Annotated in this window: 14 protein-coding genes, 2 tRNA genes and 1 pseudogene; 6 read left to right on the top strand and 11 right to left on the bottom strand. The window is 55.9% G+C overall.

Annotation, left to right across the window (positions count from 1 at the left end; translation table 11 throughout):
- Window positions 1-33 precede the first annotated feature (33 nt).
- The 4 genes from RMR21_RS16675 to RMR21_RS16660 form a co-directional block, all read right to left on the bottom strand.
- Window positions 34-1,287: an LVIVD repeat-containing protein gene (locus RMR21_RS16675; protein ID WP_498670587.1), complete on the bottom strand. Its 1,254-nt coding sequence runs from the start codon at window positions 1,285-1,287 to the stop codon at window positions 34-36.
- A 68-nt stretch (window positions 1,288-1,355) separates the two neighbouring features.
- On the bottom strand, window positions 1,356-2,399 hold the full coding sequence (locus tag RMR21_RS16670) for a substrate-binding domain-containing protein (RefSeq protein WP_498670586.1): 1,044 nt from the start codon (window positions 2,397-2,399) through the stop codon (window positions 1,356-1,358).
- Between the two features lie 33 nt (window positions 2,400-2,432).
- Window positions 2,433-3,467: an ABC transporter permease gene (locus RMR21_RS16665; protein ID WP_498670585.1), complete on the bottom strand. Its 1,035-nt coding sequence runs from the start codon at window positions 3,465-3,467 to the stop codon at window positions 2,433-2,435.
- Window positions 3,467-4,948, bottom strand: a complete 1,482-nt coding sequence (locus RMR21_RS16660; protein ID WP_498670584.1) for a sugar ABC transporter ATP-binding protein — start codon at window positions 4,946-4,948, stop codon at window positions 3,467-3,469. The genes RMR21_RS16665 and RMR21_RS16660 overlap by 1 nt, the downstream gene beginning before the upstream one ends.
- Before the next feature lie 309 nt (window positions 4,949-5,257).
- Between RMR21_RS16660 and RMR21_RS16655 the strand changes: the two genes are divergently transcribed.
- On the top strand, window positions 5,258-6,304 hold the full coding sequence (locus tag RMR21_RS16655) for a substrate-binding domain-containing protein (RefSeq protein WP_498670583.1): 1,047 nt from the start codon (window positions 5,258-5,260) through the stop codon (window positions 6,302-6,304).
- A gap of 598 nt (window positions 6,305-6,902) precedes the next feature.
- Window positions 6,903-7,670 carry a DUF1868 domain-containing protein gene (locus RMR21_RS16650; protein WP_498670582.1) on the top strand — a complete coding sequence of 256 codons (768 nt, stop codon included), beginning with the start codon at window positions 6,903-6,905 and terminating at the stop codon, window positions 7,668-7,670.
- A 983-nt stretch (window positions 7,671-8,653) separates the two neighbouring features.
- On the opposite strand, the gene RMR21_RS16645 is transcribed toward RMR21_RS16650, so the two are convergent.
- Complete coding sequence (locus RMR21_RS16645) at window positions 8,654-8,947, bottom strand: PRC-barrel domain containing protein (RefSeq protein WP_498670581.1); 294 nt, start codon at window positions 8,945-8,947, stop codon at window positions 8,654-8,656.
- A 161-nt stretch (window positions 8,948-9,108) separates the two neighbouring features.
- Complete coding sequence (locus tag RMR21_RS16640) at window positions 9,109-9,429, bottom strand: GCG_CRPN prefix-to-repeats domain-containing protein (protein WP_498670580.1); 321 nt, start codon at window positions 9,427-9,429, stop codon at window positions 9,109-9,111.
- 487 nt (window positions 9,430-9,916) lie between these two features.
- On the opposite strand from RMR21_RS16640, the gene RMR21_RS16635 reads away from it, so the two are divergent.
- Complete coding sequence (locus RMR21_RS16635) at window positions 9,917-10,825, top strand: YihY/virulence factor BrkB family protein (RefSeq protein ID WP_498670579.1); 909 nt, start codon at window positions 9,917-9,919, stop codon at window positions 10,823-10,825.
- Here the strand turns inward: RMR21_RS16635 and gluQRS are convergent.
- The gene (gene gluQRS, locus RMR21_RS16630) at window positions 10,796-11,695 is read right to left on the bottom strand and encodes a tRNA glutamyl-Q(34) synthetase GluQRS (protein WP_498670578.1); all 900 of its coding nucleotides are present in this window, start codon (window positions 11,693-11,695) and stop codon (window positions 10,796-10,798) included. The two genes, RMR21_RS16635 and gluQRS, sit on opposite strands and share 30 nt — an antisense overlap.
- A 45-nt stretch (window positions 11,696-11,740) precedes the next feature.
- Here gluQRS and RMR21_RS16625 point away from each other — a divergent pair, with 45 nt between their 5' ends.
- Window positions 11,741-12,388, top strand: coding sequence for a DNA-3-methyladenine glycosylase family protein (locus tag RMR21_RS16625; RefSeq protein WP_498670577.1), 648 nt, complete (start codon window positions 11,741-11,743; stop codon window positions 12,386-12,388).
- Window positions 12,389-12,488: 100 nt separating this feature from the next.
- Window positions 12,489-13,046: an HNH endonuclease gene (locus RMR21_RS16620; protein WP_174155615.1), complete on the top strand. Its 558-nt coding sequence runs from the start codon at window positions 12,489-12,491 to the stop codon at window positions 13,044-13,046.
- An 8-nt stretch (window positions 13,047-13,054) separates the two neighbouring features.
- Here the strand turns inward: RMR21_RS16620 and RMR21_RS16615 are convergent, their stop codons facing one another.
- Complete coding sequence (locus tag RMR21_RS16615; RefSeq protein ID WP_498670576.1) at window positions 13,055-13,570, bottom strand: disulfide bond formation protein B; 516 nt, start codon at window positions 13,568-13,570, stop codon at window positions 13,055-13,057.
- A gap of 253 nt (window positions 13,571-13,823) precedes the next feature.
- On the opposite strand from RMR21_RS16615, the gene RMR21_RS16610 reads away from it, so the two are divergent.
- Window positions 13,824-13,908, top strand: a tRNA-Leu gene (locus RMR21_RS16610).
- A gap of 247 nt (window positions 13,909-14,155) precedes the next feature.
- On the opposite strand, the gene RMR21_RS16605 is transcribed toward RMR21_RS16610, so the two are convergent.
- The 3 genes and pseudogenes from RMR21_RS16605 to RMR21_RS16595 all read right to left on the bottom strand — a co-directional run.
- On the bottom strand, window positions 14,156-14,737 hold the full coding sequence (locus RMR21_RS16605) for a DUF1349 domain-containing protein (RefSeq protein ID WP_498670575.1): 582 nt from the start codon (window positions 14,735-14,737) through the stop codon (window positions 14,156-14,158).
- Between the two features lie 232 nt (window positions 14,738-14,969).
- A tRNA-Gln gene (locus RMR21_RS16600) sits at window positions 14,970-15,043 on the bottom strand.
- 285 nt (window positions 15,044-15,328) lie between these two features.
- Window positions 15,329-15,623 (bottom strand): annotated as a pseudogene (locus RMR21_RS16595) (IS3 family transposase); the annotation flags it as partial.
- Window positions 15,624-15,736: the final 113 nt, after the last annotated feature.

Raw genomic sequence — 15,736 nt, 5'->3', positions numbered from 1 at the left:
GCATTCAGGTAAATTTCTGTCTTGGGCATTCAGTCAACCGCCATATTCCACGATTTCGAGCCCGGCATTGTAGTCGGTTGCGTAGATCAGGCCAGAGGCATTCACAAAAACATCCGCCGATTGTATGACCTTCGGGCGTCCGGCCCGGCGGTCTGTCATCGCAGTTGGTCCCGCTGGTACCAGCGCGCCATTTTCAATGGGATGGTATGGATCGGATATATCGAAGGCGCGAATGCCCGCATTCTGCCATGTCGCGAAGATCAGCGTCTCCGACACGAAGGAGCCGGGGCGGTTCTCATGCAGGTTATGTGGGCCGAAATGGCCGCCTTTTTTGGTGTAGTCGATCTCATCGGGAATCGGGAAGGTGGATATGCTGATCGGGTTTTCCGGCACGCGAATATCGAAAACCCAGGTGTGCTTTCGCCCATCCTCTTCATTGTCCAGTACCGCCTCATCAGCAACGACCAGCAGATCGCGGCCCGGCAGTGGCAGCGGAGAATGCGTGCCGCCGCCATAGGGCGGCGACCAGTTGTGGTGCTTGATCAGCTTGGGTGCCGAATGGTCGGAGATATCCAGCAGTGTCAGCCCACCATCGCGCCAGCAGGCATAGGCCGTGGTGCCTTGAACCAGCGCGTGATGCAAGGCGTAGCGCTTCCCTTCACCCCAGTCGGGCACTTCGCCTTTGGCAAGGTTCATGCCCGGCAGCCACCAATGTCCAACGATAAAGGGTTTGGTGGGGTCTGAAAGATCGATGGTGACAAAGATATAGTCGGAAAAGCCATCCAGCAGCGCGGAGGCATAGGCATAGCGGCCGCCCACATACCAGATGCGATGAAGGCCGACCCCATCGACATCCAGCTGGCCGATCTTTCTCGGACGATCCGGTGTGGAGATGTCGAACACGCTCATGCCCGCCGTCCAACTGCGCTGCCGCTTCTCCGCAGCAACGGTTTCGCCGACTGATTTGGTGTAATAGGCCTTTTCGTCGGTAAAGCTTTCCACATCGGCAAACAGATCGAGCGCATTGATGACCAGCAGGAGATCATCATGCGTCTGGAGATGGATGTTCCAGGTGTTGGGTGGGGCCTTGATGTAATTGACGGTTTTGGGATGTTTGGCATCGCGCACATCCACGATCGAAAAGCCCTGCGACCAGGGATGGGCCACATAGGCATGACCGCGATGCACCATCAATTGCAGCCCGTCTCCCCTGCCGCCGATATCGCTGTGGCCGATGAGCTTCATGTTGCGGGCGAAATCGGGCGTTGGCAGGTCTGGGCTGGTCATGTCTGTCTCTTGATGCTGGAAACGGAATAGGCACCGCGCAGGAAGCGGTGCCGAATATCGAGCGGACCTCAATTCGTGGCGGATGGTATCCAGCTTGCGGTGGCAGCATCGCTTTTCAGGAAGGCAGGGAATTTCTGCTGAAGCTCTTCGATGGTGCCAATTTTGTTTTTCACCAGATCATCGCGCGTGATGAGGGTTGGCCGGAGAAGAACCGATTTTCCGGGGGACTGGCCGGCGACATCGAGCGAGACGGCGCGCACCGAGACTTCACCCACCACGGCGGCATTGGTTGCCGCTGTCGCCACCCAGGCGCTATCGGGCTCGGTGATGAGCTGGATATCTGCGGTCGAGATATCGACGCCGTAAATCTTGACCTGTGTCGAAAGGCCGAGTTCATCGACGGCGAGTTTCACGCCCTTGGCGAACTCATCCCACGGTGTGAAGATGACCTTGATATCCGGGTTGGCGCGCAAAACGGCCTTGGTCTGGTCGGCCACGGAAGCAGGCACCGTGTCGTTGACCACGCCCCATACGGCTTTTTCAGTCAGCTTGTGCTTTTCCACGAAATCCTTCCAGACCGCATAACGGCGGTCCAGCGGTGCGAAACCAGCAACATAAACAGCACCGGCGACGAAACCATCGCCATTGTCCTTGATTGCCTGATCCAGAACGAGCTTCGCCATATCCTTATCGCTCTGCTCGATCTGCGGTATCTGCGGATTGTCAAGGTTCACATCGTAGGCAACGACCTTGATGCCCTTGTCGAGCGCCTTTTGGGCGACGTCTTTCAACACTTCCGGGCGGCCATTGTTGATGACGATGCCATCCACGCCGAGATTAATTGCCTGCTCAACCAGATTGCGCTGCGCATCGTTATCATTGCGCGCCTGCGAGACGGTAAGCTTGATGCCCAGAGCATCGGCTTGGCGCTTGACGCCTGCCTCGAAGGCCTGAAGCCAATCGCCACTGCCGAGGAGGCTGATAACCGCAACATTCACCGTCCTCTCGTCGAAAGGTGCGGGGGCGCCTGCCATGCCGGCTGAGAATGCGCTCGTGGCGACGATGGCGCTGGAGACGGTGGCGACTGCAAGTGTTTTGAGGGCTTTGAACATGACGTCCACTTCGTTGGATGAGGGTTGGAAAGATCAGTTTTTCGAACGAGCAACGCCGTAGGTCAGCGCCAAGGCACCGACGAGAACAGCGCCTTTGATGAAGTCCTGCGTATAATAAGGGGCATTCAACATTGTGAGACCGTTGAGCAGCACGCCGACGAACACAGCACCGACGACCGTGCCGAGAACGTTGGGACGTCGCAGTGCCAGAACGGCAAAGCCGATCAGTGCCGCAGCAACCGAATCCATCAGCAGCGACGCGCCCGATGACACGTCCCCACGACCGACACGGGCCGCGACGATGATGCCGCCCAGTGCGGCAAGCGTGCCGGACAGCACATAGGCGAAGGTCTTGATACGATCGACATTTGCCCCCGCCAGACGAGCCGCCGTCTCATTGCCGCCTGTCGCGTAGATCAGCCGTCCAAGCCGCGTCCGCTCCGTCAGGATGAAGAGAATGACGGCGACGATGGCCATGAGGATGACCGGCAGCGGAATGAGGCCGAACAGGCTGGAGCGACCGATGGTGAGAAAGACAGGATCGTATTTGCCTGTCGCGGTGGAGCCATCCGGTAAAATGAGACCAACGGAGATGGAACGCCCTGCCGTTGGAATGAGCTGAAGACCTGTCAGCAGGAACATGGTGGCCAGCGTTGCCAGCAAATCCGGCACTTTCAGTTTGACGATCAAAAACGCGTTGGCGAGGCCGACGAGTGCGCCGAACGCCAGCACCAGCGGCACCGTCTGATAGGCGTTCAGTCCCAAAACGATCATCAGGTAACTGGCTGCCATGACGCTGGAGGCCGCAACGGCGCCTACGGACAGATCGAAGCCATTGATGGCAAGCGTCACGCTCACGCCCGCGCCGATGATGGCAACAACCGAAACCGCCTGCAAAATGCTCATCAGATTGTTGATATTGATGAACGCGGGTTGCGCTGTCGAAAACCCGATCACCAGCGCCGCAAGAAGCAGAAAGACCGCACCGCGTCTTATGGCGTTTCTGAAGCTTTCCGCTGTTGCAGTATAGGTTGGCTTTTCAGCGATCTGTTGCGTGCCATCGACCATCAGGCAAATTCCTTGTCAGGCTGCGTCGCGTCCGCATCAAGCGGGCTTTCGAGAAGGGTGTGATGTTCCATGACCAGAACCCGGTCTGCCACTTCGAAGGCCTCTTCCCGGTCTGATGTCGCAATCAATGTCGCGCGGTCCGCATGGCGGCGAATGGTTGCGATAATGTCTTGCCGCGCACCGACATCCACGCCTTGAAACGGCTCATCCAGCAGAAGCAGGCGGCTGGGTTCTGCCTCCCAGCGGGCAATCACCGTCTTTTGCTGATTGCCGCCGGACAGCGACCAAACGGACGCCGAGGCGGAAGATGCCTTGATCGCCAGCCGCTGGATCGCGTCATCGCCTTCCTTCAGTTCACGGTTGGAAAACAGAAAACCCGAGGGATACCATGTCTTGAGATGCGGCAGGCTGATGGATGCGGCAATGCTTTCGCCCGGCCAGTCCGCATGGATGAAGGAAGAGCGGTGCCGATCCTCCGCCGCCATGGCAACGCCGGATGATATGGCATCGGCAGGGCTGCGCGGCGAATAGGGTTTGCTATCCAGTGTTACCGTTCCATCAGCAAAGGCGCCCAGCCCGAAAAGGGATGACAGCAACCGGCTTTTGCCAGCGCCCAGAACGCCGGTGATGGCAACGACCTCTCCTTCCCGCAGCGAAAGCGAAAACGGCTTGGCATCGGGCAGAAGACGAGCGTTTTCGATTTCAAGAACCGTTCGACCGAATCTCTCGCGGCGATCCGGTCGGGCAGACTTGAGGGAACGACCGATCATGGTTTCGATGGCCGGATCGAAATCGATGGGCTGCCTGAATGAACCGACATTGCGCCCCCCACGCAGAATTTCCACCCGGTCTGCCAAGGCAGCCAGATCGGCGGTGCGGTGGGAAATGTAGAGGACGCTGATACCGCGCTGTCTCAACCCGCGAACCAGATCGTACAGCCGCAGGGATTCGCGCGATGACAGGCTGGCCGTGGGTTCATCGAGAATGAGCAGGCGCGCTTTGTTGGCCAAGGCACGCGCAATAGCCAGCAACTGACGGTCTGCGGCGCTGAGGTCTTCGAAATCCCGATCCAGCGGCAGGTCGAAACCGGCATCTGACAGGATATGGGCTGCAGCTTTGCGGATGGATGTGCGCGACAGGAAAAACGGATGCCGTCCATCCACGAAATGATTGAGGAGAAGAGCGTCCGCGACCGTCAGGCCGGGAACGCCGACCACATCGGTGGATTGATGAACGGTGACAATACCCCGTGTCGCAGCCTCGGCGGGCGTTTTCGGCGCAAACGCTTCGCCTTGCCATAGAATGTTGCCCGCATCGGGTCGATACAATCCCGACAGGATTTTAACGAGGGTCGATTTGCCCGCGCCATTCGCTCCCATCAAAGCGACGACTTCACCTGCCTCTATTGTGAGGTTGGCGTTCACGAGTGCCTGGGTCGAACCGAAGGCGAGCGAGACATTCTGTACGTCTAGGATTGGCATAGCGGGAGCGCCTGTGGATGACGATCCAGTGTGGTAAGCCTCCTGTTGGTGTAAACAAGGATGCCGTTTCTATAGAATTTCTAATGAATGGAATAAATTTCCATCGCTCACGCGCCCCTCATCGAGGCGGGTAGTCTTACTCCTAAGCAGGTGTTGAGCCGGCCGAGCAAAACGTTCTGTCTATGGCTGTTGCAACGATAAACAAAACCTCGAGAGGTGCCGAATTTGGCACAAAGTAGTCCACCCATTTCATCGAATTAATGATGATATCTTGTCAGAAAATTCTGCTCGATCTTCAAAGGAAATATCATGTCTTTCAGAGCACGTGCTGTCTCTTCGGCGCTATTGCCCATAATCTTTCCGTTTGCAGCCGCGCAAGCGGAGGGGCTTGCCGGTGCGCCTTCACCTTTTGACAGGGGCGGCGTGAAAATCGCCTTGGTCGGCTACATCTCGGCGGGTGATTTCTTCCAAGCCTATCAGGCAGGCGCTGTTGCGCAGGCAAAAGCCATTGGCGTGAACTTGCGGGTGTTTCCGGGCCGTCAGGATGCTGCCCAGCAGCGCGAGCAGATTTTGCAGGCCATCAATCTAGGCGTCGAGGCCATTATTGTAGACCATGGACAACCTGAATCTCTGAGTGACGTGGTGCAACTGGCACTCGATAAGGGCATCAAGGTCGTGGCCTTCGATGTCAATTTGAACAATCCGAAAATACCGCAGATCGAGCAGTCGGACCACAGGCTGGCTGAACTGGCGCTGGAACAGGCATTGAAGGACAACGGCACCAGCTTTAATGCAGGTTATGCCTACGTTGCTGGTTTCGCACCGCTGGATCGTCGCAACGAGATCTGGGACAAGGTCAAGACGGAGAATAAGGGTATCGTCGAAAAGGCCCGGTTCGGAACGGTCAGCGACACGACCGCGACGGCAACCGCCGATCAGGCCAAGGCCATATTGCGCGCAAACCCGGATATTTCGGTCGTTTTTGCACCCTATGACGAGTTTGCCCGCGGAGTGAAACTGGCCGCAGCGGATCTTGGGATATCGGACAAGGTCAAGATTTATTCGGCGGATATTTCCACCGCCGATATTCAGGAAATCGTAGAAATCGGCAGCCCTTGGGTCGCAACAGCGGCAACCAACCCGGCTGTCGTCGGCGCGGTTTCGGTTCGTGCGGCAGCACTCCAGATCGCTGGGCAGCAAGTGCCGGCCAAGGTTGTCGTCGATCCTGTTCTGGTGACGCAAAAACAGTTGCGCGATGCTGACGTAAAGACAATGGAGGATCTGGCCAATAAAATTCCGGCTTTTTCCACGAGTGGTGTTGCAACGGCAAGCTGGATCCCACCGGCAGCGTTTTAATCGTCCGCTGATCCTGCTTCAGGCAGACATACGCGGAATATTCGGGCTTCGGGCATGACGCGGAATATCACCCGTCGGCCCCCTTTCGACGCGGAGGAATCATGCTGGGTTGCGTCGCGTAAAATACGGATCGGCTTACGCTTTCTGATGTTGACGGGATCGGGAGCGCACCATCCTGTCGGACGCTGGTTTCGACAGGGGACATTACCACGAGGAGCTTCCACGCCGTGATCTCCGCCGAGCCTTGCGCTCTTCGATAACGACGAGAGTGTCTGTGTCGTGCTCACATGCTCTGGAAACGGTAAGTGCGAAAAAAGAAACACCGTTCTCCAGATCGGCGCCTGAGCATTCATTTGAGAACCAAAATCACAGCAACGCTGGCGTCTCGGCATCCCCCACGCCCCACAAAGGACGGGAGCCATTCCTCGAATCTGCTCTCAGAGAGGGCAGAAGATAAGACGACCAACGAGACGCCCAGATTGACCTGCTGACATCTTACGGTAATGCGACCCCCGTACATTCGTGCTCGTTGGAATGTGGCGCCAAACCAGAGAGTGTCCGCATGGAGAAGACATCGTACGCAACGGAAGGGAAGCTCATGACTTCGCGTCGAAATTTCTTGAAGGGAACTGCTCTGGCAGGCTTGGCTGCTTCTGAGAGTTTCGCCGGAGATCGCCAGCCACCTGATCTTGGCAGGAAATTCGCTACAGATGGTCGCGTTCTTCCGTTTGAAGGCAATACGATCATCTGCCACCTGCCACAACAAGGCGATGGGTCTGCTGCCTTTGATGCACTGCTCGATATCTATCGCGCATTTCCCTCAGAGCCATGGGCGCGTAAGCTTACGGCCCTTCCACCATCCAGCTATCATATGACCATCTTTGGCGGTGCCAATGACAAGACGCGGCGTTACCCCATATGGCCTGCCAACCTTCCGCTTGATGTGCCGATAGCCGAGTGCAACCGTATTCTCGGGGAGCGCTTGCGCGCGTTTCGACTGGGTGAAGATGCCGCTCCATACCGGATGCGTGTCGACATGGATCCGCCGTCGGAAAAAGATGCGCCTTTGCCCCTTCGCCTCTTGATCGCCGATGAAGACACCGAGACGCGGCTGCGCCGGCTTCGAAACCGGCTGGCGGAAACACTGGGCATTCGTGAACCGAACCATGACAGTTACAGATTTCATATCACATTGGGCTATCAGGTCGCATCCCTCTCGCCAGACGAAGACGCAGCCTGGCGTCAATCACTGGCGAATTGGAAGGCAGCGATTGCAAAGCGTGTTCCCATCATCGAACTCGGCAACCCAGAATACTGCGTGTTGAAGGACATGTTTGCATTCAAGCGGCAGTTTTTCCTGTCATAACCGCATGGCGTCCGCTTTTGGGCACAAGACGTAAAAGGACGAACGCAAGCGCCTCATGTGATGCGGACGGAAATCGCAGATGTCGGTGGTGTTTCCCTGTAGCGCTGCTCTCCTTCGAGAAAGACCAGAATTTTTCTTTCAGCGCGTATGTTAGTTCTGCCCATTTGATCTGGCGGGACGTAACGTTGGTTGTTTTCGGCCACCATCCGAAGATTGATCCGGAGCAAGGCATTTGATGGGCGTGCCAAGCGCGGAAAACCGAATGTGCACACCGCGCGTCGGCCGATGGAATACCAGACGGTGCTGCCGGCGGCTACGAGGTTGCTCGAAAGGCCGCGTAGGAGAGCGCGCTGACTGAACAGAGCAAGATATGAGTTGAACAAGCCGATTTCTTTTTGGAGGCGGATTCGCTCCAACTTCCAGCCAAATCCGTGGTCGCTCTCATCGCGAGCAGGTGTGAATCGATGGGGCTGGCGGAAAGGGTTCGGAACGCGATCTGCCGCACAGCCTTGGCCGCCGTCAACGGGATCGATGGCGAGCAAGGGAAACAAACGTCACAGGACACGAATCCCGCTTCGGTTTTTCTCAGCGAGTTGAAGCAAGGCGAAGGCATGGGTGGATAAGGGAATGTTGGCAAACTTAGACACATTTGCCAACAACCGAAGCTATGAGGCCTCTTGACGGCCATACCTTGGTGAAGTGACTATTCGCACCGGACAAACGAGCAATTGTGTTTAAGTTGCTAGCGAAACAGTGCTCGCCGCGCTGTCGACGGGGAGATCGCCGAATGTCAGACGATCCGCGACCAGGATCCAGATTTGATAAACAGTGTCGAAATTGAAAACGTCGCGGGAGACTATTAAAGTGCAGGTTAGTCGATCACATTGAAAATCTGCGTCAATAATGCGGTGCCTGAATCTTATGTCATTACATCGAAGCGCCGGTTGTTGAGGGCCCGATTTTGCAACCGGGCCCTGGACTCATCAATGCTTGTGTTCGGGCATGTCTTTCAACTGGTCCTTCGTCCATGACGTCACAGCATGAACATCGCCGTCCTCGTCACGCATGAAGTCAAGGTCGCTGAGGGAAACGGCAACAGGCTTCGCGCCAATTCCCAAGAACCCGCCGACGTCGATGATGGCCTGGCCGCCTGCTCCGCCATGGACATGATCCACCTTGCCGACCTTATGGTCATCTGCGCCGTAGACGGTGGCGCCCTCCAGGATTTCCGGGGTCAACTCGGTCGTCGAAAGGCGAACGTGATTTGTATGATCCATTGGTTTTCCTCCTTGTTGGATAATCACTTAACGGAATCACGAGCGCCCTGGTTCCCTCATTAAAACCGAGCTTTAATAATCGCTAAACAATGGCCAAGCTGCGCCCCCGCAGTTTGCGTTGTCCAATCGGAGGTCTCTCCTCTCATGAGAGGATACGACCATCACCATCGATAGTCACGATACTCCTGCCGCCCACGCCATTCGCGTTGGTCGTAAAAGTCACGACGATCGCGTCTATCACGCCATTCTCGTCTTGCTTCCCAGCGATCACGTCGATCCCACCGATCTCGATATTCACGCGGCGGCCCATTTGGTCGGCAATGGCCTCGTGGAGACAGATGGAAACCGCGTCCACACGCGTAGTCTACATTCTGCACGTCTGATACCGACGGGATGGATGGTGGAACTACCGGCATCGCGCTAGCCGCGTCTGCAAAGACAGTGCTTAGAATTATTCCCGCGCCTATAATTATGTTGCGCATCTCACATCACTCCGTTGACGGTGACGTGATTTAGCAGTTCAGCTCGTGAACCATGCCTGAATGAACCTTGACGTTTTCGTGGCGTTTTGAGGTCGGAAAATTTCCAAATGCTGATGAACCCGCATGGAACGGTGTTCTTCACCGCGCGCAGTCGATCGCTCTAAATAATATTCAATCAATTCAATAAAATGAGTTGAATACGAACCATCGATAGTCTCGTCGGGCCGCCCTTAAACGCGGTGTGTCCGGTCTTGTACTTGCATCGCCTGTCCCGTCGACATTTGCGTCTGCGCAGACATCGAGTGATTTCCCAACCGAAATTCGTTTTGATTGGGGCACCGCATAATCGACGCAGTCGAATTCGGTCGCGCGCAATTCTTCTTGGATGCTATGGAACCGGGGCATGGTCTCACGCGCTGTACAAGCGGTACTCTGCGTCCCATATCTTGACGTGGGTTACAAATGAACTGTCGATTGAGGAGGTGACATGGTTGCCGCACTGGACATCGTCCGCAAAGTCGCCTTGGATGCCTATTTTCATTTTGCCGAAGATGACGGCTGGGCCATGGCCAGTCACGTGGCGCTGTCCATTCTGCTTGCCTTGTTTCCTTTTCTGATTTTCGGAACGGCGCTTGCCGGTTTCCTCGGTGCCGACCAATTTGCCGAAACGGCGGTCCATATCATTTTCGATACGTGGCCAGCGGCCATTGCAGCGCCGCTGGCTGCTCAGGTCCAGCAAGTCCTGACCATTCCGCGTGGAGGATTGCTGACCATCTCGGTTCTGGCTGCTGCCTACTTCGCATCCAACGGCGTCGAAGCTATCAGGATTTCTCTCAACCGGGCATATCGGGTGAGCGAAACTCGGTGGTGGTACGTCACACGGCTGCTCAGCCTTTTCTACGTTATTATCGCGGTGACGATCTTCACTGTCATCAGCATCGTGCTTGTCGCCGTTCCTGTCGCGCTTTCCTTTGCAGAAACGCGCTTTCCTTTGCTGAAAGGATTCCTCGAGACGGTCTCCAATCTTGGTCTCTACGGAACGATCATCGTTCTGGCGGTCGGGCTCGCCGCTGCGCATCTCTGGCTGCCGGCGGGACGTCGCCGCATATGGGACGTGCTTCCCGGTATTGTCCTCACTTTGCTCTTCTGGATCATCGGCGCTGGGATATTCGCCTATTATCTCGCAACCTTTGCCAATTATGCGGCCACCTATGCTGGTCTTGCGTCCGTCATGATCGTCCTGGTCTTTCTTTATATGGTGGGCGTTATCTTCATGCTGGGCGCCGAGGTGAATGCTGCGCTGATGAAGTACCGCATAAGGCACATCATCAAGGCCGGTATCCACAACGGTAGTCTGAGGGAAGCGCTAGATGCCGAGGAGGCTGCGGACATCTGACGGCGAGACGCCGTCGTCCCGCAAAGCATTCAGGGACGGACTGCCTATATTCTTCGAGAGCTTTCTTCCGTCGCCATCCAGCACGAGGCGATGGTGATGATATTCCGGCACGGGCAATCCCAGCAATTCCTGCAGCAACCGGTGAACCGACGTTGCGTGAAACAGGTCCATGCCACGAACGACGTGAGAAACATCTTGTAAGGCGTCATCCACAACGACCGAAAGGTGGTAGCTCGATGCAGCATCGGATCGCGACAGGATCACATCACCCCACACCGCAGGATCAGCAATGGTAACTGCGTTCAAGCCGCTGCCCGTTTCGGTCCACGAAAGCGGCTGCCGAAGCCTTGCCATCGCCTTGTCCATGTCCAGACGCCAGGCATGTTTTGTGCTAGTAGAGGACAGAAGGGCCGCGACCTCCTGCGCCGATTTAAGTTTGTCGAGCGGTGGGTACAGTGGCGCTCCATCGGGATCGCGCGGCCACATTTCTCCATTAGCCTCACAGCTATTCACAAAAGTCTTCACGTCGCTGCGGCTCATGAACGAGGGATAGACCAGCCCCATCTCAACCAGTTTTTCCAACGCCGCGCGATACCAGTCGAAATGCTCCGACTGTCTACGAACTGGGGTCTCCCACGTCAGGCCAAGCCATGCGAGATCTTCATAAATGCCCTGTTCGAATTCCCGCGTGCAGCGCGCCAGATCGATATCCTCGATGCGCAGCAAGAGCCGTCCGCCCTTTGCTTGCGCCATATCATGATTGAGGATGGCAGAAAGCGCATGACCGAGATGAAGCCGCCCGTTGGGACTTGGCGCAAAGCGAAAAACCGGCTTTTGACGTGAAAGCAAAGACATGGTTTCTTCTGCCATGGTTTCCGGTGCTTCGCCAAGACGAAGTCAGGGTGTTGGGGTGCGGTGGTAAACATCATTCGAAATGTCGCTGATATCGAGGAGGGCTTAGCCGCCCTCTTGCGGATCGACCCTCGCCTCACAGAGATTGCCCGTCAGGCAGGGCCGCTGCCATCGCGGTTGAGTGAGCCGGGCTTTGCAGGGCTGGCCCACATCATCGTTTCCCAGGTCGTGTCCCGTGCCAGCGCCAATGCCATATGGCAAAGGATTGGGGACGCTGTCGGCGATATCACGGCGCAAACCTATCTGGCGGTCGTGACGCCAGAGATCCCGCAATTTGGCCTTTCGCGCGCCAAGGCCAGAACATTGCACGGAGTAGCAATGGCCATTGTCGAGGGAAGGCTTGACCTCGATGCCTTGAACACTCTCGATGAAGCCGAAGCTTTTGCCCAGTTGATTGCGCTCAATGGCGTCGGTCCATGGACCGCGCAGGTCTATTTGATGTTTTGCTGCGGGCATGCCGATATCTTTCCAGACGGAGATGTCGCTTTGCAAGCGGCTGTGGCGCAGGCTTTCCACATTCAGACCCGCCCGAGTGCGAAAATGCTGGGCGAAATCGCCTGCCAGTGGGCGCCATGGCGATCCGTCGCGGCACGGCTTTTCTGGTCTTACTCTGCGTCCACGACACGTCGGGAAGCCGTTCCGATCGCCTGAAATTAGCCTTTCTTTCAGCGCTTCATTTATGGGCTTCACAATCCTGTAACAACAGACCTAATATACAAGATGTAGATGCAGAATCGGTCAGGAGACGCCCTTGACGATTGCCGTTTCACCACAGGCCTTGCCTGCGCTCGTTTTGAACGCAGACTATCGGCCATTGAGTTACTATCCCTTGTCGTTGTGGTCCTGGCAGGACGCGATCAAGGCCGTTTTTCTTGACCGCGTAAACATCATTGCGGAATATGATCACGCGGTATGTTCGCCCAGTTTCTCCATGCGGCTGCCGAGTGTCGTCAGCCTCAAGACTTATGTGCAGCCCACACGAAATCCCGCTTTCACGCGCTTCAACGTGTTTTTGCGGGACAAGTTCGAGTGCCAATATTGCGGTTCACACGACGATCTGACCTTCGATCACGTCATTCCCCGTGCGCATGGTGGGGAAACGACATGGCTCAACGTCGTTGCGGCCTGCTCGCCGTGCAATTTGCGAAAAGGCAGCAAGCTGCCGAAAATTGCCGGCATGATCCCTCACCAGAAGCCGTTTCAGCCAACGGTGCAGGACCTGCACAACAACGGCCGCTCCTTTCCGCCCAACTATCTGCACGAAAGCTGGATGGATTATCTCTACTGGGATACCGAATTGCAGCCTTGATCGTCGGCTCAGGCGTTTCTGCGGCTGGCGCCAAAGAACGCGATGCCGGCTAAAACGATGCTGGCAATCACGTTCCAGCCAGCGAAAGACAACCCGAGAACCCGAAGTGCCGCATCATTGCATGATGGTGGTTTGATGGCGTTGAGGTCGCCCAGCAAGCTCCCGGCATTGGTGGTAATCGATGGCGCGCCCGTGGAGCAGGTGATCGGGCCCGGCCAAAAGCCCCATTCCACCCCAGAATGATAGACGCCAAGACCGGCTCCAATCACCATGGCAAGTCCCACAAGAATCAGTGCTGATCGCGTGATCCAGACAGGCATTTTAAAAAGGCTGGCAGCAATGGCCAGGATTCCGACGGGAATGGCATAATAGTAGGGGTCCCGCTGCAACAGGCAGAGCGCGCAAGGTGTATAGCCGCCGATGTGCTGGAAGCCGAGCGCCGATCCCACAGTGAAAATCATACCTGCCGTCACCAGAACGGCTGACGTGCTGCGGGTCTTATCAGCGGAAACTGAACGTGCCATGATCTGTCCTTAACATTCGACGCGAGATTTAGAAGCACCTGATCAGGTGGAAAACGAGGCGGGAGGCAGCATTTATGGCTTGCCACGCACAGCCTCTAATCCAGTCTCATCCCGCTTGCAAATCCTTCATCGAGGACGGGCATATCTGCGACAAACAAAGTTTCGTGAAATCGAAATTTTCACAGAAATCGGTTGACGTCATGCCGCCGGTTCGTATAGTCCGCCGCATACCAAGGAAGAAGATTCCAGAGTTGCCCCTTTGGCGGAATTGGTAGACGCGCCTGACTCAAAATCAGGTTCCGCGAGGAGTGCTGGTTCGATTCCGGCAAGGGGCACCATCATTTCAAAATAGACGTTATTTTTGCTGGGCTGTTTCCCGCAAGTGTCTTTATTCTGGCGATCGGCACGATCAAGATACCAATTCTCAGTAAGCGCAATGAGCTTTGGGCAGTGGCAGGAATTGCATCACTTGCCGGGTTTGCGGTCTTTGTATGTTATGTCTCGTTGAGGACGCCGCGTCCAACATGAGCAGCTTCAGTTGAAAGACACGGCATTGGAATTTGATGAAGATGAACAGTCCTGACCCTAGGTCAGGTCGTGCAGGTCTTTGGCCAAGGCCCGCCCGAATTGCCACTCGCTAAATCGCACCTCCAAGCCTGCACGTTCGGGAGTGCAGCACATTGGGCCAACGAGATATTGATCGGCTTTGGGGAATGGGCAGAGGCGAACCAGTGGCCAAGTCTGCCCATCGCCTGAAGCTTGTATTCTCAGGACGCCCTTCTGGACGGTCACTCTTATCCAAAAATCTGACGGATCGCCGTTATAACGCCCCGTTGCCCAGTCGGAGGTTCCATCCGTCAGCACGCTGCCGAGCAAGCCGTACCCGTCTGAGAACTCGATCCCGGTCTTGACCCACCGGCTTTCGTCAATCCTGACCATGAGGCCTGCCTGGTCGTATAGATCTTTAAAATGTGCTTGGACACGAACCTGGGCGGTGAAATCGCATTCTGCCTGGAATGCGTAGAAATGGCCGCTGTCGCGCACAAAGCCATAATGTGTCTCACGCCAAAAATCCGTGTTTGCTTCTGTCGTTATGAAAAGTTCGATATCCGAAACATTTGCTTTGGCGGGCTCATTGAGCCAAGTTCCATTTTTAAGACTTTGCAACTGCGTCTCCCATAACAACGAGCGGACTTGCTCAGCCGCATCTCTTGTAAAGCGTTAACGTCCAGAACACCCAATTGCTACCAATAGGCAAGGTCTGACAGGCGTGCCAGCACGCATATTGCGCGTGTGCATCACCTATGGGCAACAGTTCTGGGCATCATGTCGCCAATTATGCCAAAACGATATCCGACATGACTGGAAAATCAATGGACTACGGGTATTTAGGGAGAGTTGGCTGGGGAACCTGGATTCGAACCAAGATTAACGGAGTCAGAGTCCGTCGTTCTACCGTTGAACTATTCCCCAACGCAAGAAAAGTGGCTACGCCGCTTCGCTAGGCGTCATATAAATGATTCGATCGGCTATGCAAGTCGTAAAATGCGATCTTAGGCAGTTATTCTTATGCGTGGTGGCGACGCGGACGTGATCGAGTGATGTTCGTATTGAAAGAAGGAGATGATGGCACCGTGGATTGCCCCACGATTTGTAGATGCCGTCTTCCTAATTTTGAGGCAGGAACAGCATCATGCGCAATCGAAATTCAGCGACGAGTTTACCAGACGCGGCGAATAGGGGCCGCTGCCAGGGAGCCTTGGCTTGCCTTAAGACCGACAGCCTGTGCTCGCGGTATATCATTTCTTTACGCCCAACCATCCCGCCTTGCCGAGCGCTCCGGGTAAAAAAACGTTCTCCAGTGTCAGTTCGCCTATCTCTGTGCAAACACGGTTGGTCCTGCTGGTTCAGTCTTCGCTTCATCGCCGAAAACGCCTGTCGCCCCTGGATAAGCTGATCCTTCCGTCGCATGATCTGGTTGGCATGCACGTCGAACTGCCGGGCGATTGTTCCGGGGCGGTCGTCTCGTCATGGTTTCGCCGGCTTGCGACATCGAAGCCGAAGTCTGGGAGAAATTCCACTTATCTTCGCTGTTCAAATGTCCCGAGCCAACCTCTCTCCAGCATCGCCGTAGCGCTATGTCGCACCTGCTAAGGTTCACGCTTC

The sequence above is a fragment of the Agrobacterium sp. rho-8.1 genome, assembly GCF_033957725.1.
Lineage (GTDB): Bacteria > Pseudomonadota > Alphaproteobacteria > Rhizobiales > Rhizobiaceae > Agrobacterium.
This window is presented reverse-complemented; position numbering and strand designations above follow the sequence as displayed.